Source organism: Vibrio bivalvicida (assembly GCF_001399455.2).
GTDB classification, from domain to species: Bacteria; Pseudomonadota; Gammaproteobacteria; order Enterobacterales; family Vibrionaceae; genus Vibrio; species Vibrio bivalvicida.
Window position 1 is genome coordinate 23,040 of sequence record NZ_LLEI02000014.1, and the last position, 17,451, is coordinate 40,490.

Below are 17,451 nucleotides of genomic sequence, written 5' to 3' on the forward strand. Positions count from 1 at the left end.
TTATTTCCTCTTTATCTGCATGTTTGACGCTTTTTCTAATACTACTGTTTGCCAAGTCAACCCTGTCCGAGATAGCCCATCTTCAGTATCTTCAACGTGGCAAACCACTAACTCTAACCGTTGAGCAATCTGTTCTAACTCCGCAAGAGAGACACCATAGCTTGTACGCCCATCACCGAACGCACCATGACGCAGAGTAATGACTATTCTGCCCCTTTCAGCTAACCGTTCCACCAAAGAGCAAAGAGACTGATAGCGCTTAGGCACAGGAATATGCATCCACACTGCTGAAACAAGAATAAGGTCGAAGCTATGGGATAAAGTATCTAGAGTGCTAAGGTCAGGGAGTTGGGCATCGACCCAATGAATTGCCGCCGAAGTACGCTTTTGGCCTAACTGACGAAAAACTGCCGAAGGCTCAATAGCCACAACCTTGCAGCCATGTGAATCAAACCACTGAGCATCTCTTCCCGAGCCTGCACCTACATCCAGCACTAAGCTACCAGATAAGGGCCAGTATGAACGCCAGCTGCTATGTACGGATTCAAAATCAACCGAGTCATACTGCTCAGCCAATTGAGCCGCATTTTCGTCGTAAAAAGAGAGGTTTACATCCATGGCCAATACCCAAAAGTTTCCCTAAAGGAATAATAACCATCTTGATTGCATATAGCGATAAAGTATTAAGAAGGAATGAGGGATTGCGATGAGAATACGGATCGATGAGGCCAGATACGAAATTCTCTGTTAAAAAGCTGAAGTCGAGCGTGTAAATCCACACTAGTTCACTCACACGTGTTTTAAAGTGCCCACTGGAACTGTTCTGGACAGAAGTTTGTTAGTGGTTTTGCTAAATTAGCAAGCGAAGAATAACTTCAAGTGTGGCAAACCGATTTGTGAAGGGTAGCGCAAGTAGTAAACCCGCGCTTGATTAAGCAACGACTTGGTATCCTTAGTTGGTATACACTAAAGAATTTAAGTTAAATTATCGCGCTTTCACATACATAAGGTGTATTCCTGTCGGGGTGATTTTGGTTAAATCTCGGCTGTATACATAACCATTTTTTTCTAACAAGTCGATAGAGTGATATGTCCATCCAGCAGCAAATGCTACGCCAGCTAACGCAAAATAAATAGTTACTTTATTAGCCAGTTGCATAGCTTTCGGTGAATATACTTTACCAATTCCTTTCCCTAAATAAATAGCTTTTGGTGACATAAAAATTAGGCTTAATACAGCCCCTAACATACCGATCGGACACCATAATGTAATAATAGAAACTTGGACTTTATCTAAATGATTTAATAAATCCATATAGTCCATAACTACTACATAGGTGATACTACTCCATAAAAAAATCGAGATAAGAAGGAGTAGTGAACAAGCAATTCTAGGACTAATCTTTCGTTGCACTTTCAAGTACCTCTGTAATCTCATTAGAGATTTTCAACTGTCCCCACAAAACTTCAATACCGACATAGACAGCAAACACTAAAGCAGCACCAACAAGAATAGGGGCGTTTGCACTAGCAGCAAGAAGTAACAAGGCCTCACCAGCCCCAAATTGAACTAAAGCCTTAAACATGTCTGAGCCAACGTTACCGAACCAATTAACAAGGTGATAATCGTCTTTGAATACTAAATCACTAGTAGCAATACTGGCGGACACCACAAACGTTAAGGCACCTGCCCCTTTGAAGTTTGCAGCCCTTGATTTCGGGCTAAAACCAGCTTGCATTGATTTAAATGAGTTGAGCGGATATTTTTTTCCGTTCATGTTGATACGAGTACTATTCACAAACGCATGTTTGAGTACTTTTCCGTTCTGATCTGTTCCATTAAAAGCGACAAATATTTTTCCTTTGCTCTCTACGAGATCTGCCTTAATGTTCATATCCCCGAATTGCTTAGTAATAGACGCAGCATCAAACATTGGATCGGTGTGGTTAAACCATGATTTCGCGGTGTTTATACTCGCAGCAAGAGCTGCAACGTCTTTACCAGAATCCAACCAAACGTTATGCAATATCTTGTGAGCATCTTCTAAATCAGTGATAAGTACATGCTGGTGATTCTTCGCCATTTCATCTTCAAGCGAACACTGTAGCCCGATAGAGTCACTCAGAATTTGAGGTGTTTTCAACCCATGAGAGATTTGACCTAACCCAGCTTCTTGTCTGTCTCGAAGAACCCTCTCTCTAATTTCTGCCCATCGTTTCTCATCGCTCGCGGTATATCTCAGCTCTTCCTGACGTTCTCGGTGTTGACGTGCTGCACGTTCTCTTGTGGTTTCTTGTCTTACTTCTGGAGCTACAGGAGCGGATTCATATCTCATGGGAGTCGGTTTGACGGATAAATAAAAAGGATAATAACAATATTTTCAGTGGTTTATCACCCTCAATAAGATAAACTGATGATTTAACCAGTTAAATAGGCAGTTTGATAGGTTAAACAGGCAGAATGAAAGATCAATCGCGTTAAGTTGCATTCTGTCGGATAACGTTTTGTAGAGTAAAATGAACGACACAGATCTTATAGAGTATTTGTTCTAGCTGGTTTAGGGGTAAAAATGTGTTTTATTCAGTGCAAGTTCGGCGACTGTTAAAGCGAAGATTCCTTTACCTGAAACCTGCTCAGCTTCACGTTCACAAATCACTAGTGTAACGACACTTCGGATAAGCAGAACAACCATAAAACTGACGCCCTGCTTTTGGCCCTCTCCTAGCTACGCGCAGCACAAGTTTGGATTGGCAGCTAGGGCAAACTTCGGAATCTGTCTTTGGCGCAGGTATTGGTTCAGGTACTGATGGCTGATCCTGAAAACGACGCCCATCTTCAATCATATGAACCAGTTCACTACCATTGACCAGCCACAGTCGCTTATCTAACGCAAAAGCGACAGCTTCGGACGTGAAATCTCCTGACGTTACAATAATCATTTTACTGGCATTGTTAGCAATCATTACCCCGTACATCTCGCGCAGCACTTGCACTCCAACTTTTCGAGATTTCCAATGTTTACATTGTACGAGGCTTAACTCATCATCCTTTGTAAGCCAAATATCAACACCCCCATCGGGTTTCTGTGAGAACTCCTGTTTGACTTTGTATCCCTGGCGTTTGAAGTACTCACCGATATAGCTTTCAAACTCTAACCAGCTAAGAGCATTCAATGGCGAGGTACTTTTGTGCGATTTAATCCGAGATGTCGTTGTGACATAGCTGCGCTTTCTCTGATACTGCTTAAATAACGCCACAGGTGCAGGGAGCAAAAATAAAAGCGCAAAGTAAGGCGCTATTTGAGGAAGGCTTTGACCAATGGCATCAAAAACAAAATTACCACTGTTTGTAGCCATGCTTGGTAAGATATATGAAAAACCGAGATAAATACTCGCAGAGAGTAAAACGCTTAACCACCAAGGCTTGTCCATTAAGTGCCATATAATCCCATCGTTCTTTCGCGCCATCTGACTCCCTCCAATAAGCATTTGAGCGCATTTAATCACAAACGATAAACACTGAGAATAGCAAATAGCCTTATAAGCTCAGTTTCATTTGAAATTACACAAATTATATAAGGTCTCCCGAAGTGCTCGCTTTAATTCGAGATAGCGGATTACAAGAAATATTACTTACCCTAAAAGTCTAAAATGGAATCTAAGCTATTGATTTATAATATTTCAGGCATAAAAAAGACGTCCTAGGACGTCTTTTTTCAAGAAGGTGGGAGGGAGACAGCAGGTTTTAACTCCTAAGTTATTGATTTAATGTTAATTATTAAAATTTTAACCCGGAAAGTATTACCGCAGGTATTACCTTATGCATTTACTATAATTGGCACTGACGACTAGAAATTTATCTTTACTGGATAACCCAATGCCCGTAGTGATTTGTTGGTTCTTCCATTCCTTGGTGGTGTGGTTTCCGGTTGAGCCCAACCCACAACTTCAGCAATTGAGTTTATCCCATAGTGAGGTATCCAAAGCTCGTCTGTTTTAGTCGCTGCATAGATTCTTTCCCAAATCTCATCAGACTTTCCAACATACAAAATATTGAACAAGATCTGTCTGATATCTTGTCCTTTCTTATTTCGCTGATTCATCAACCAACGCGCGTATAGCGGTACTCTTTCATCGCGCGAAAGTGTTTTGACTTCAGGTCGGCCTAATATTGCTGTGCTCATTTTTATCACATGGTCTTTAGTTGCATGAGTACACCAACATATTTCTTCTACTTCATCTATAGACAGATTAAGTATTCTATCTTTAGCAAGTAGTTCACGTAGCTTTGGAGCTGTATTATAAAATGTATCATCTTCGTGCGATGGGGCTGCAGGGTGCTTTTTCCACCAAGCCAAGGCATTCATTAACGCTGCATTTGGATCTTTTTCATGCCTTGAATGAAACTCTTCATAAGGATAAGTACCATTTTTTTGTTTTACTTCGTTATAGTAGTATGCATGTAAAAACTGGTCGACTTGCCAATATGCCGGAATATCCTCTGAAACCCAATCAGGACGAAAATCATTAATCTGTGAGGCTATATTGTCAATTTTTGAAATGGCAGATTGCCACTCTTTCCTGAAGTTTTCTTTTCTCTTATCAACAGTATTTGATTTGGTGCAATCACTAACTCCATTGAACTCTGGGATTTTTCTCCCTTTTCGAGTTTTGTCATCAAACTGATCAAGACCCGCCTTTTTTCTATCTTTAAGAAGTGTGAGCTGTTCATCAATGATGTCTTGTGAGAGAGGAAATGACTCCTCCAACTCTTTCAGCTCATCAAAGTAACTTTCTAGCTGTACGACCATATTATTTGAAACAAGATCTTCTTCCGTAAAGAACATTCCCGTTTCAATATTTGTCCACCAAGCTCTGTTTGAAAGGTTAGCTGAGCCGATGTAAGCACCATAGCCTTGCCACCAAATGATTTTAGCGTGAAGAACATCCGGGATTAGCTGACAAAAAATATTGTTCTTTATGTTTTTTAGTAACTGCGTAAGTAGCCTTGGTTGAACAGGAACGGTATGATCGTAACGCATCCAAATATCAAGCCGATACTTATTATCAATACAATTTTTCAACAACGTATCAGTGTCATCACCATATGCAATTGCTGCGAGCACGCCGTCAACTTCATCTTCAATTTTGGGCAAATAGGAGGATAAATAACGTTTATTAATTCCGTTGGCGATTAGCTCCATAAGTCACTATCTCCCAAACACTGCAGCTACTACCGGTTCAGGCGCTTTCTTTCGAATACAAGCTTCAGCTACAGACGAAAACTCCGCTTCATATTTAATATTGTCTTTCAATCTAGCTATTGCAGTCTCCTTCATGAGCCAAACTAAAGCTTGAGCCCCTTGCGCTCTAGCGCCCTTATAATCTTCAATAGCCGAAAGACACTCATCCCATTTTTTACCGCGCTTTTGGTTCAATTTATCTAAGCGATTCAACCCAAGGATCTCAATGGTTTTTTCAGCTTTGAATTTTTCAATATCATCAATACCACCAGCTAAGACAGCTATACAGCCATCGTCATCTCTATCGAAAGAAATCAAACGAGTCTCATCCGTTAAAGGATCAATTAGCACAGCCCCTTCAAGTTTCAGAATCATTTCCGTACAGTTAGCAGGGGCACGAATTTCACCGTCTAGGATAGGAAAAACATCACTTTTCTTGCTGTTAATTAAATGACCGGCGATTACGTAATTTTTCCAATTGAACGTTAACCACCAATAGCCAGGCTCATAAGTGCCATCGAGGTTTTTCACGCGACCTTTGGGCCTAAAGTGATCAACATGAATTGGGGAAATGGACTCTTCTGCTTCCGTATACCAGCACTTGTTTGAGAACTGTTGCAACAACCAATCACGAATTCTATCGTCTCGCCAAAAACCTTCTTTTTCCTGGAGAATAGTTTTCCTTGCCGCTTCATTGGGTGCAGCTCTTAATCTTGCGGTAATAGCGTCAGCTTCTGCAACCCAATCAGCTGGGGGGGTACCTTTAATAACGACTTTTCTCACTTGCTACCCCTTCACTTTTTCCGCCAACTCTCGCGCAAGAGCTGACAACTCATCCGTTCGTTGCGCCTTCACTAATTGCTCCATAATTTGCTCAGCAAGTGCATTCTGGGCATTAAGTTCTTCTTCATCTAATAATTGATCTAAAGGTTTTCTTCTCACCTCGTACATCTTTTCAATGAAAAGCTGATACATTGGGTCTCTATACTCTCTTGAAAAACCAAGATCTTCTAGGCGAACAACTAAACATTCTAGCTCTTCTCTCTCGTCATCAGACAGTTCACCTCGCTTCTTTCTAGCCAACAAATCATTGCGTCTATCTAGGGCGCTTAATGTGTGTCTATCCAACGTTGATGGTAAACCAAACATATCACTCTTCAATAAGCCCGAAACCCCCATTCCCTGAGGATGTTCATCTGGTTGTTCAACAAGAGTTTTCAAGCCATTTTTACGAATGATATGAACTTGTTCCTTCTTGAGTGAACCCACCATCATTGGGTCATGAGTGGTAATCAGGATCTGTGACTCACCTTGAATAGCATTTTCGCTACGAGGCTTAAGGACGTTTTCGATGTCATCAAAATAGCGAAGTTTCCAAATTGGATTTAGGTGAGTATCTGGTTCATCAAGAAGGAAAAGGCAATGATCTTCGCTGGTTATTCGCATCAGTCCAAGAACAGTCAGCATTTGTAGCTCACCTTCGGATAGTTGAGTAAAACTCACTTTACCACCATCCTCATCTTTCTTTTTAACGGTAATGCGCACTTCATCAATTAGATCACCAATGTAAGCACCTTCTGCATAACGGAAAAAGCTTTGAGGAGTCCCAACTAATTCGCCTAGCTCTCTTAACTTCTCTGATGTTGGTACGTACGTGTACAGCTGCTTTTGACGCTCTTGGCGACCACGAAAATCCACTAATTTTGACTCTTCGTGCCTAATGGGGGCCCAGCTAACCTGCCATAATTTGTCTAAGAACTCGGAAACCACATTACCGCGTGCGTACCAGAATCGTGGATCACCTTGTTCAATATCATCATCTTCCAGACGACGTAATCGATGAGGTTGTTTCAATACAAATAATGCCGAGTCTAACGATTCAATATTTAAACTCTCGAGTACTCTTTTAAATACAGGATCATCTGAAAGTAGGCACGCTAGAAGCACTAGTTGGCTATGACCTCCTCGACAATAGAAAAGTCGCCTTAGGCGATCATCGCCAAAGCTTTTAAGCTGCTTGTTTTCTTCACGTTTTCTAAGGCGCTCTATCGTCTCCCTATCAGCCTCAGAATCTGACAGGTTTCTCAATAGTTCTGCAGGAATAACTTCTTCGGCAATAATTTCTTGGCGTCGATTAAAACGTCGCTGGTGCTCTTGGAAAAGGGCTTCCATGCGCTCATTTCGCCCAGAATAGTAAGCAAAGATATGAGATGGCAGAAGCTCCTTATTTCTTAATAAGTAACCTTGAGATTGTGATTTCCCATCGACCCATACATAAGGGCGTTTTTGCTTCTTGGTATCAGCCTCAATCTTAACGATATGCTCTCGAATGCTATATTCCAACAAGAAATCAAACTCAGCATCTCTATCTAAATCGACATCTCTGAATATAGTGATCAACGCTTCCATCAAGTTCGATTTACCCGTACCGTTTTGACCAATCAGGGCATGACTTCGGATTGCCTTTTGTTCACAAGGCTTTGAATTTGATTGCCGTTCATATTTTTCTGCAAAAGTAATATCCACCCCACGCAGGTTACGATATTCCTTCAACTCAAACTTCCTCAACTGCATGGGGGGGTCCTTACTACTCTTCGTCTTTTTCCAACATACTCGCTGTTTCTGGCTCTGCTATCCAGCCATGGGCGACTTCCACTTTTAGCTGAGCATAAAAAGCATCTATTTCGCCATCAAAGCGTTGCCACAAGTCGTTTGCATTCATTTGACCATTTTGTCGAGCTAACAACGCAGCCAAAGGAGCATCATCTTTACTATTTGGTTTATTTTTACCAAGAACAACAGGAGCAACTAATTCGGTTTTTGGAACTTTCAAGGACTCTTCCTTTTGGGTTATATTGATTCCAGTTAATTCTGCAGTGGATGAAGAAGCTAGATTTTCAGCAACTCTATTTTTATTGCTAAGTCCTTGCTCCAGCTTTTCACAAAGAGAGAAAAAGTGATTCAGAATAACAACTATTAGATCCTGTTCGCTCTTAGGAGGAACTGGAACAAAAAGATTTTCAACTCCTCCAACTCGCAAATGCTTTACTGTCATTCCAACAGCAGCTTCTACCATACGCCTTTGAAAGCTTGGGCTTCTTATAACGTACAATAAGAATTCATTGTTGATGTGTTCTGGAAAGAGTCGTAATAACATTGTGCGCTGACCAAGGCATACCTTTTCCTTTTTTGGAACAACAGCCGCTTCCCCCATGGGAGCTTCTCTAGTAAAGAAGATATCACCAGGTTTTGGGGGCATTCTTCTAGACCAGTAATCGTAAGTTTCATCCGTTATTTTTTTTGTATTGCGAAGGTCCATTTTTCCATTACGAATGTCAGTAGTCCTAACAAGGTGAATGCCTTTCTCTACATACGGCGCTGTTTTGTTGTGACAGTCGATTACAGCCATCGATACTTGTAGAAATGTTGCCCATTGCCAGTGCTCAGGTAACTTCTCTGTTGGGGGCTCTACATTCTGCTTTCTCAGTTTGGTTAGCATTGTTTTTGCTTCTTTTAACTCTTGGTCAAAAGAGTTCTCAGCCCACTTAACTCTCAAATATTCAATATCAGTTAAAAGTTCTGCTCCTGTTGCGTCTTTCACATATTTTTCAGGAGAAAGCAGTTTTCCACTTACAGCTAAATCTAACAATAATCCTTTAAAATCCGTTACATCCTCTGGCGTAGAAAATAACTTCTCAAAGTTCTCTTGCAATCGTTGCCAATGCTGCTTGATTTCAAATGAGCTACTTGCTTCAGCTAAGGCTTGCAAAGTTGTTTGGCGCAGCTGATTTTGCAGTTGACGTTTTTGTTTTTGTTGCTCTTCTAATTTGTCACATAAAGCCATTAGTTCATCGACTTTTTCAACTATACGGGTTTGCTCATCATAATTAGGTAGCGGAATTTTTAGAGACTTTACGGTGCTAGTATTTAATTCGACTTGTTTTGTTGTTCCTGAAACTAAAGGAACTGGATGTTCAGGAGTAATTCTTTGTTGTATCCAGGGAGAAGCTAGCACGCACCATATGAATCTCGGGTTTGCATTCGCTAACCGGATCACCGTTACATGGCTATCGGCAACAGTTTTATGACATGAATCTAACTCGGGATAAATATTAACTCGGCCAACCGTTCCTGTTCCTGTACTGTTCCAAAGCAGATCTCCAGGAACTAAGAACCTTTCCTCGCTGTAGGACTCAATAGAATCTTCTTTAACAAAACGGGCTGGACCTAAATCAAATCCGGACCATTGAATACACTTCTGTGAAATCACTCTACATGAGCTAGATTCAGCATATTTCGGTCCTTTTCCTCGCTGTATGTACAAAGAAATCTCGTCTAATTCGACGATCTTCCAGTTACTCGGCACCTTAAAGTTGACCATTGATTTCGAAAAAGATTTTTTTGACTTTCTGATCTTATTCTCTTTCTCATAGTCTTTTTTATCTCTTAGAGCCTTTTTAAGTTCATCATCTAACGAATTATTTTCAAGATTTGGTTCAACCAGCCCTCCGGAGGTTGCAAGTTGTAAAACCATTTGTCTTAGTTGCTCAACCCCATTAGGCGCGTCTACTAAATGACCAAATTCAGCCAAAAACTTTTTAGCATCCATTAAGCTTCTTCCTCACCTTCAAAATGATGGTCAAGTGCTGCTGCTAATTCGCTCTTCAGCGTATTTTCGACTTCTTCTATCTCACCTAGTAGCTTTTTGTACTTTTCTAGTAAGACATCGGGATCATGGCTTTCTTCTTCTGGTGCATTAGGGTTTGGTATATCTAAGTTATAGATCGGCCAATACAAACGGCCACCAGCGACTTGAGCATCTTTTGCTTGAAGTCGTAATGGCTCTGCTTTCACTTGCAGCTCAGATATCTGACTGTTTACTCTCTCACGGTTATCTGAGTCTTTTGTACCTTTAAGGCTATCTCTCAATGAGCGGATCTGGTTTTCTAATTCACTTACTTGATTATTTAATTGTTCGGCCTTATCCCAATGAGGTTGAGCTGCAGCAATTGCTTCTGCACGCTTAGCCTTGAAGTCAACTTTCCAAGCAAATTCATTCTCTACACGTTCACTAAAGTCGTTCTCTTCACTTCCCCACCATGCTTTTTCCGCTTCAAACTCTTCGATACGGATAGGCTTTGTTTTTGAGTAACTCTTATAGCCTTTTGGATAAGGATGCTCGTAAAACCAAATATCACTTGTCGCAAATTCATCACTGCCGTCGGCAACCTGGCCTTTACGTGTGAAGAACAGTAAATTGGTTTTGATTGTGGTATACGGAGCAAATACGCCTTTAGGAAGGCGAATAATGGTATGTAAATTACATTCACGGAGTAGCAACTCTTTGAGCTTTCCTTTTATGCCATCACCAAACATTACCCCATCAGGTAGCACAACTGCAGCTCGGCCATTGTCCTTAAGTAGCTTTTTAATCATCAAAGCCATGAACATGTCTGCAGTTTCACGAGTACGTAGATCTGCTGGATAATCAGAGCCAACACCATCATCTTCATAGCCGCCAAACGGTGGATTAGTAATAATGCAGTCATGCTTATCATTGGCAGACCATTCATTCCACCCTTTAGCAAGGGTGTTACGGTGATCAATTTGACTAGGTACATCAATGTCATGCAATAGCATGTTAGTCGTACACAAAAGGTGAGGTAACTGCTTTTTCTCAAACCCAAAAATCAGTTCTTCAATCGCTTTTTTATCTTCTGCGCTCGATTTTTTGCTCACCTGCGTTCGGAAATGGTCTATTGCAGCAGTAAGGAAACCACCAGTACCACATGCAGGATCTAGTACTGTTTCCCTCTTATCTAGACGAGGATTCACCATTTGCGCCATAAATTGAGTGATAGCGCGGGGGGTGTAGAACTCACCAGCATTACCCGCACCACGAAGATCGTTGAGTAATTGCTCGTATACATCACCAATATTGGCGCGTGTTTTGAAGTCATGAAAGTTAATTGAGTCTTCAAGCTTTTCTATAATCGCCAGCATCAATGGGCCAGATTTCATATAGTTATTAGCATCTTCAAAAACTTGCTTAATAACTTTGTGTTGCTTGCCAGCATTCGCATCTATGCCATCTTTCAGTGCTGGGAAAAGCCTATTGTTGACAAAGTTAGTGAGTTCACTGCCAGCGATTTGCGGCTGTTTCTTACCTTGTGCATCAACTTTGAACGCAGCCCAGTTCCGCCAACGGTACTGTTCAGGAATCGGTGACTTGTAGGTTTTTCCTGCTTCTTCAGCATCGTCTTCCCACTCTTCTTCTCGCTGGTCGAAAACCTTAAGGAACAACATCCAAGTTAGTTGTCCCAAGCGCTGCGCGTCTCCATCAACACCATCATCTTTTCGCATGATGTCTTGGATGCTTTTTACTGTACTACTTAAATTCATCTTACTTCTCTGTTAAATCCACGATGACTATGCAGTTAGATCATCACGGTACAATTCGTTCTCAAGCTCTTTTATTGCTTGTTGGTACTTATCGAGCCCACCAAATATGTTTCGTCGTATCTGAGTCTTACTACCAAGCTGGTCAAACGGTGGAAGTTCTAATATTTTCGGATTTTCAATATCTTGAACACCATGTTGGGCAAACTTATCAACCAAAGCTTCAAGCACTAACTTCGCTTGTTCACCATATTTACCAAACACATCACGTTTTTTCACATTGTTGGCGCGCTCTTTTCGCGTCAATGGTTTTTGGTTGAAGGCGACATGAGCCACTAAGTCGAACACATCCAACTCGTCACCGTTAGGAATCGCTTGCTGCAACAATTCTAGTTTAATTCCGTGCTCCGCTAGCTCTTCAACAATCGCCTGCTTTCGATCGCTATCATTCCAACGTTTTAAAAAGTCGGAAAGTGTACCAAAATTCTCTTTGACTGACTGCTCTATTTGGCCTTTGAGAAGCACTCGGTAGTCTTCAGTAATGAGTTTTCCATCAGTATCTAGATACTGTGACCTTTCTGCAGCTAAATCTACATCAACATCGTCAATTACGAACTTCTTACGAGGCTCTTTCGGATCGTCAGGGTCTTCTGGAGGATCTGGAAAGTCTGGTTCTGGTCCATCACCATCATCTTCTATCGTTGGAACATCTTCTGGAGGAACCACTGGCTCATCCGGTTCTGGTTCATACACAATTACTGGCTCGCCATCGAACTCAGGATCAGAAAAAAGCCTAGTCGCCCCTTTAAAGTCCATAATGGTAAAGTAGAGTTTGTTATAGTCTTCTCTTAATCGGGTTCCTCGCCCTATGATTTGTTTAAACTCAGTCATAGAGTTTATGTTCTGATCAAGAACAATTAGCTTGCACGTTTTCGCATCGACGCCTGTGGTTAGTAACTTTGATGTTGTAGCGATGACGGGGTAAGGCTCATCATTATCAATAAAATAGGAAAGTTGGGCTTTACCTTCATTATCATCACCCGTAATACGCATGACATAACGTCTGTTGCTTGCTGCCGCTGGGATAAGCTTCACCAACTCTTGCCTCATTCTTTCTGCATGATCTTGCTCGTCACAGAAGATGATGGTTTTGGCCATGGGGTCAGTTGAGCTTAAATATTCCCATACCTTTCGGGCTACAAATCGGGTTCTTTTTTCAAGCACTAGATTCCGATCAAAATCCTTTGTGTTGTACTGCCTTTGCTCTACTTCCTGACCATATTTGTCTGTCTTGCCTTTCTCAGGTGTGTAACCGAGGGCGTCAACATTAGATGCAATACGAATCACTTTGTAAGGAGCCAGAAAACCATCTTCTATACCCTGTTTTAACGAATAGGTATAAATGGGTTCACCAAAATACTTAAAGTTAAATTCAGGATTGATGATCTGCCCGTCGACTGGTTTTACTTCTTTAGGTGTAGCTGTCAAACCGATGTGAGTAGCACTGTCAAAGTACTTAAGGATCTCATGCCAAGCAGAGTCTTCTCGAGCGCTACCTCGGTGACACTCATCTATTACAACTAAGTCGAAAAAGTCTCTTGGAAACTGCTTGTAGATTTGCTTCCACTCTTCTTTCCCTGTGACGGCCTGATATAGGGCCAAGTAGATCTCATAGCTTTTCTTAGCTTGTCTGTTTGTTACCTTATGCATGAACTCGCCAAAAGGAGCAAAATCTTGCTGCATAGTTTGATCAACAAGAATATTCCTATCAGCTAAAAACAAGATCCGCTTTTTTGCCTTAGCTTTCCAAAGACGCCAAATAATCTGAAATGCGGTGTAAGTTTTTCCTGTACCAGTTGCCATAACTAACAGAATACGTGATTGTTCTTTAGCAATAGCTTCTAGAGTGCGATTGATTGCTACACGTTGATAGTACCTAGGTTCCTTACCGGTGCCGTCCGTATAGTACGGCTGTTCGATTATCTTTTGAGCTTGCGTCGTTTCAATACCTTTCCACTGCTGATAGATAGGCCAAAGTTGGTCTAACGTTGGAAACTCATCCAAGGTTAGCTCGCGTACTACAGGTAGTGTTAATCCCGTACGATCATGGAGTAAAAAAGCATCACCATTACTACTTATCGCAAATGGAGCATCAAGCATCTCGGCATAATTGAGGGCCTGTTGCATGCCATGCCCCACTGAATAAGAATTTTTTTTAGCTTCAATAACAGCTATCGGCAAGTTTGGTTTGGCGTACAAAACATAATCAGCTCGCTTAGGACCACCTTTCTTTTCAGGATTCTTGATTCGTGCTGCAAGTTTGCCACGAACCATTACGCGCCCATCAGTAAGGTTTACCTCTTCACGAAACTGATGTTGCTTCCATTCCGCTTTTTCTATCGAAGGTGTAATGTACTTAGTGCATATATCTCTTTCCGAGAGCGATTTTTTGTCCATACTTTTTACACTCCAAACCTAACCATTTTTAACCTTCAAAAAACTCTTCATCAATCCGCTTGATATGTAAAACCTGCTCATCTCGGCTACCAATGTTGTAGCGCAGCATCAGCTTAGCCAACTCTTTACCATTGATAAGCACTATGCGCATACCTAGGTCTTTGGCTGTTTGAATAGCTGATGAGGTAAATTCGGATGTGGTAATGAAAATACCTTTTTGTGCTTTCTTCAGATTAAGCGCACCAAAGAAGTCTCGGATTTCACCAGCGCCAACATTGTTGCCATCAGCATAACGCTTGGCCTGGATGTAAACCTGATCAACACCAAGAGGGTCTTGATTAATCACGCCATCTACACCGTTATCACCACTCTTTCCTAGCGTATGGGCCATACCCTCATCGCTTCCGCCATAGCCCATTGCGAGTAGCAGGTCGATCAACAGTTGTTCAAAAAAGGCTGGAGACACTTTACGTGTTCGAGACAAGATGTCTGAGGCTAACGCGTCGTTAATCTGTTTGTAAGCAGCTCTTAGTACTTCATCTGGTGTCGCATCATTGTCAGACACAGTTGTTTCTTCGACTTTTTCTGAATCATCGTTCTTTTGCTTGGTGAACGCATTGAAGTCATCAAAACGTTTAAGGTATTGGTTATTGATCTCTTCGCCACTGTTTAGAGCATCTTGCCCCAACTCTGTTATCACGAAATGACCACGCCTTGTTGAATCCAAAAGCCCAGCTTTCGCAAGATAGGTTTTGGCCCATCCGACGCGATTTGTAAAAGCTGCTTGTCGTCCACTGGGAAGAAGCTCTGTTCTCTCGTCTTCTGACAGATTGAATTGCTCCGCTAGCAAGCCTACAACGTTGCTGAGCTTAACTTCTTCATTCTTCGCAGCCTCTAACACTGGCTTCATTAAATCCTGATAACTTGGAAGCACTACACACCCTAACCATTTTGACTTTTAATTTCGGCAATATACCAGGATATACAATCAGTTACATTGATATCCGTTACGTTTATTTGGACTTACCAGCCAATCCAATTATTAATGCTCCCAAGGCCGCTCCCGCAATGAAAGTACCGACATTGCTCCCCCCTTCAGACTTAGCTTTTGTGGCGTTACCTCTAGGTTGGGCTTGAACAGACACCTGTTCACTTTCCTTGAGATTATTAACGGTATTCACAACCGAATTAAAAAGTTCATCTGGATCAATACCAAGAGCTTTAGCACATTCAAACATCTGATCAACAGAGAACGTTGACTTTCCTGATTCCAAACGACTATAGCTAGCTTGTGAGAGCCCCATTTTTTCAGCTAATACGCTCTGCTCTATGCCTAGTTCTTTGCGCTTATTCGCGACGACCACACCCAGAATCGACGAGTAAGAAACCATTTTATCTTGCATTTTTACCACCAATAACTAAATAACACTTGATCAATTAAGTGCATAGGTATAACTTAAACGAATTAATATACGCTTTACGTATTTTAACATTAATTTTGAATACACTTACTTTAAATCAAAAAGGGGAAATTATGAATAGTAATCTTAGTATTGGTGACCTACTTTATCGTTCAAAGCTGCTGGTAGAGCATGCCGGAATCTACCTAGGTAAAGGGCGAGTACTTCACAACTCGCCAGATGGCAACGTAGAAATTTGTGCCTTAGAAGAGTACGCGAATGGAAAACCAATCAAGGTAGTCTTAAGTCACCTATGTGACGAAAAGAAAAATGAACTGTTCAACCAAGCAGAGCAATTGATTAAGAAAGCGAGAAAATATGGGGTGTTAGATAATAACTGTGAGCATTTAGCCTCTACAGTACTACACGGCAAACCATCAAGTGAGCAGTTACAGGGGGCGGGCCTTGGCGCTGTTGCAGGCTTACTTTTGTCTCACTACAACCAATCGAAAAACTCTTTGCTGTATATTTTAGCTGGTGGTCTTATTGGGTGTATGGCCGTCAATGCAGCTCGTAAATACGATTGTGTGGTTTAAATGAAAAGGAGTGGGACATTTCAAACCCTACTCCTTTCCTACTCAATCAGTTCAAAAAAAATGCCTACAAATGTACCGAAAACAAGGGTGTTACCTGCCCGGTGACACCATACTACTCGCGGATGCAGTTATCTCGTTTAATACAACTATTACCAAGATGTATCCATTTCAGGAGTATTTAAGATCTAGTTTCATTTTCAAATTAGGCTGTTGTTATGGCATCGACAACCGTAGCAGGTCTCCCTGATATGAAAGCCGCTTTTACGCTAAGATCGACAATACAAGGGAAGTTCATCTCTGCAAGTTGTGGCAACAATACTTCATCAAAATAGAGGCTTTGTACTTCATAACCACCATTTGCGCGCACTGTATAATTGGCCGTAGAATTCGAACGAATAGGGTTAGTTACATGGAGCATCGAGAAATCAAAGTTCCGTGCTTTTTTACGTGAGTAGCCATGCGCTGAGTTATAACCGAGTAGGAGCATCTGGTTTTGTTTGAGGGCAATACGAGTGTTCTGATTGCTCGCCTCTTGTTCCTCTAGTACAGCGAATCGCATTCGCTCATTGATTATCGAGATTTCAAATTCAAGTTCGTTTTGTAGTCTAGCTTCTAGCTGTTCGATAATTGGATGGTAAATCCATTGTCTCGGCGCTTGTTCAATTACGCTGGCCGTCAACGATTCTAGTGGTTCCATTAAGTCGAGCTCAGAGACATAAATCGCCATCATCGGAACACCTAAGCGCTTCACCTTCTCCAGCTTTTCTTCAGACACATCATTAGTCACCACAATTTCAATAAACACCTTCTGCTGGTGGTCAATCAATCCAGTAACATCAGGGATAAACTCCCTTTCACTTTGCTCTAATATAATCTCAGAAAACATCAACAGTTCCGGGGCTTGCGTTTCATGTTTGGCATGTTCTATACCAGCCAGATCAAGTTGATGGCAAAACACTGTTAGCTCTGGTGACAAAATACGCTTTTCTCTCTCAACAATGTGCTTGCAGATTTTGTGCAAAACGCTCTCACTGCATTCGTTACTGTCCATCGTATGATGAGCAAAATGGTGTTGTTTCACTTCCCCTTTTTTGGCCACTAGCTTATCGCCACAACCTATACAAGAACACTCACACGCTAGCCCACTTTCTACTTGTTCGATATGAACCAGTTGGTCGTTCATTAAGCCGTATGCGCAGATATTTTTTTCTAAATGACTCATGTTTATCTCCGACTTTCGTTTCTATTTTCTTAAGTAAATAAGAGGAACTCCCTCTAGAACGAAAACATCTTCATCTAAAAAAGTGCGTTGAAACAGAGCATTACCTTTCAATACTAGGTAATATTAGGTTCATG

The 17,451-nt window shown here is 41.4% G+C and carries 14 protein-coding genes; 1 reads left to right on the top strand and 13 read right to left on the bottom strand.

The genetic code is table 11. The features are described from left to right. The 12 genes from APB76_RS01960 to APB76_RS02015 all read right to left on the bottom strand — a co-directional run bounded on the left by APB76_RS01960 (position 1) and on the right by APB76_RS02015 (position 15,502). Entirely contained in the window at positions 1-618 is a 618-nt protein-coding gene (locus APB76_RS01960) for a class I SAM-dependent methyltransferase (RefSeq protein WP_054961427.1), read from the bottom strand. 367 nt (positions 619-985) lie between these two features. Then, positions 986-1,324 carry a hypothetical protein gene (locus tag APB76_RS01965; RefSeq protein ID WP_237767873.1) on the bottom strand — a complete coding sequence of 113 codons (339 nt, stop codon included), beginning with the start codon at positions 1,322-1,324 and terminating at the stop codon, positions 986-988. 73 nt (positions 1,325-1,397) lie between these two features. Continuing rightward, positions 1,398-2,336 carry a hypothetical protein gene (locus APB76_RS01970; RefSeq protein ID WP_054961425.1) on the bottom strand — a complete coding sequence of 313 codons (939 nt, stop codon included), beginning with the start codon at positions 2,334-2,336 and terminating at the stop codon, positions 1,398-1,400. 310 nt (positions 2,337-2,646) lie between these two features. Next, entirely contained in the window at positions 2,647-3,468 is an 822-nt protein-coding gene (locus APB76_RS01975; RefSeq protein WP_054961424.1) for a restriction endonuclease, read from the bottom strand. Positions 3,469-3,848: 380 nt separating this feature from the next. After that, positions 3,849-5,204: a phospholipase D-like domain-containing protein gene (locus APB76_RS01980; RefSeq protein WP_054961423.1), complete on the bottom strand. Its 1,356-nt coding sequence runs from the start codon at positions 5,202-5,204 to the stop codon at positions 3,849-3,851. A 6-nt stretch (positions 5,205-5,210) separates the two neighbouring features. Continuing rightward, a complete protein-coding gene (locus APB76_RS01985; protein ID WP_054961422.1) occupies positions 5,211-6,026 on the bottom strand; it encodes an HNH endonuclease family protein in 816 nt (271 codons plus the stop codon). Between the two features lie 3 nt (positions 6,027-6,029). Then, entirely contained in the window at positions 6,030-7,817 is a 1,788-nt protein-coding gene (locus APB76_RS01990; RefSeq protein WP_054961421.1) for an AAA family ATPase, read from the bottom strand. Positions 7,818-7,830: 13 nt separating this feature from the next. Then, the gene (locus tag APB76_RS01995; RefSeq protein ID WP_054961420.1) at positions 7,831-9,852 is read right to left on the bottom strand and encodes a restriction endonuclease subunit S; all 2,022 of its coding nucleotides are present in this window, start codon (positions 9,850-9,852) and stop codon (positions 7,831-7,833) included. Then, on the bottom strand, positions 9,852-11,645 hold the full coding sequence (locus APB76_RS02000; RefSeq protein ID WP_054961419.1) for a class I SAM-dependent DNA methyltransferase: 1,794 nt from the start codon (positions 11,643-11,645) through the stop codon (positions 9,852-9,854). Before APB76_RS02000 ends, APB76_RS01995 begins: the two co-directional genes overlap by 1 nt. A gap of 27 nt (positions 11,646-11,672) precedes the next feature. Beyond that, a complete protein-coding gene (hsdR, locus tag APB76_RS02005; RefSeq protein WP_054961418.1) occupies positions 11,673-14,099 on the bottom strand; it encodes an EcoAI/FtnUII family type I restriction enzme subunit R in 2,427 nt (808 codons plus the stop codon). A gap of 28 nt (positions 14,100-14,127) precedes the next feature. Then, complete coding sequence (locus APB76_RS02010) at positions 14,128-15,033, bottom strand: restriction endonuclease (protein ID WP_054961417.1); 906 nt, start codon at positions 15,031-15,033, stop codon at positions 14,128-14,130. Between the two features lie 79 nt (positions 15,034-15,112). Beyond that, entirely contained in the window at positions 15,113-15,502 is a 390-nt protein-coding gene (locus APB76_RS02015; protein ID WP_054961416.1) for a helix-turn-helix domain-containing protein, read from the bottom strand. Positions 15,503-15,633: 131 nt separating this feature from the next. Between APB76_RS02015 and APB76_RS02020 the strand changes: the two genes are divergently transcribed. Then, the gene (locus tag APB76_RS02020) at positions 15,634-16,095 is read left to right on the top strand and encodes an NlpC/P60 family protein (RefSeq protein ID WP_004745833.1); all 462 of its coding nucleotides are present in this window, start codon (positions 15,634-15,636) and stop codon (positions 16,093-16,095) included. 202 nt (positions 16,096-16,297) lie between these two features. Here the strand turns inward: APB76_RS02020 and APB76_RS02025 are convergent, their stop codons facing one another. Continuing rightward, the gene (locus APB76_RS02025) at positions 16,298-17,317 is read right to left on the bottom strand and encodes a competence protein CoiA family protein (protein WP_054961415.1); all 1,020 of its coding nucleotides are present in this window, start codon (positions 17,315-17,317) and stop codon (positions 16,298-16,300) included. Between the last annotated feature and the right edge of the window lie 134 nt (positions 17,318-17,451).

Coding starts and splice junctions, on each gene's coding strand:
- APB76_RS01960 (WP_054961427.1), bottom strand. CDS start 618: ATGGATGTAAACCTCTCTTTTTACGACGAAAATGCGGCTCAATTGGCT.
- APB76_RS01995 (WP_054961420.1), bottom strand. CDS start 9,852: ATGGATGCTAAAAAGTTTTTGGCTGAATTTGGTCATTTAGTAGACGCG.
- APB76_RS01975 (WP_054961424.1), bottom strand. CDS start 3,468: ATGGCGCGAAAGAACGATGGGATTATATGGCACTTAATGGACAAGCCT.
- APB76_RS01970 (WP_054961425.1), bottom strand. CDS start 2,336: ATGAGATATGAATCCGCTCCTGTAGCTCCAGAAGTAAGACAAGAAACC.
- APB76_RS02000 (WP_054961419.1), bottom strand. CDS start 11,645: ATGAATTTAAGTAGTACAGTAAAAAGCATCCAAGACATCATGCGAAAA.
- APB76_RS01980 (WP_054961423.1), bottom strand. CDS start 5,204: ATGGAGCTAATCGCCAACGGAATTAATAAACGTTATTTATCCTCCTAT.
- APB76_RS02025 (WP_054961415.1), bottom strand. CDS start 17,317: ATGAGTCATTTAGAAAAAAATATCTGCGCATACGGCTTAATGAACGAC.
- APB76_RS01965 (WP_237767873.1), bottom strand. CDS start 1,324: ATGGACTATATGGATTTATTAAATCATTTAGATAAAGTCCAAGTTTCT.
- APB76_RS01990 (WP_054961421.1), bottom strand. CDS start 7,817: ATGCAGTTGAGGAAGTTTGAGTTGAAGGAATATCGTAACCTGCGTGGG.
- APB76_RS02020 (WP_004745833.1), top strand. CDS start 15,634: ATGAATAGTAATCTTAGTATTGGTGACCTACTTTATCGTTCAAAGCTG.
- hsdR (WP_054961418.1), bottom strand. CDS start 14,099: ATGGACAAAAAATCGCTCTCGGAAAGAGATATATGCACTAAGTACATT.
- APB76_RS02015 (WP_054961416.1), bottom strand. CDS start 15,502: ATGCAAGATAAAATGGTTTCTTACTCGTCGATTCTGGGTGTGGTCGTC.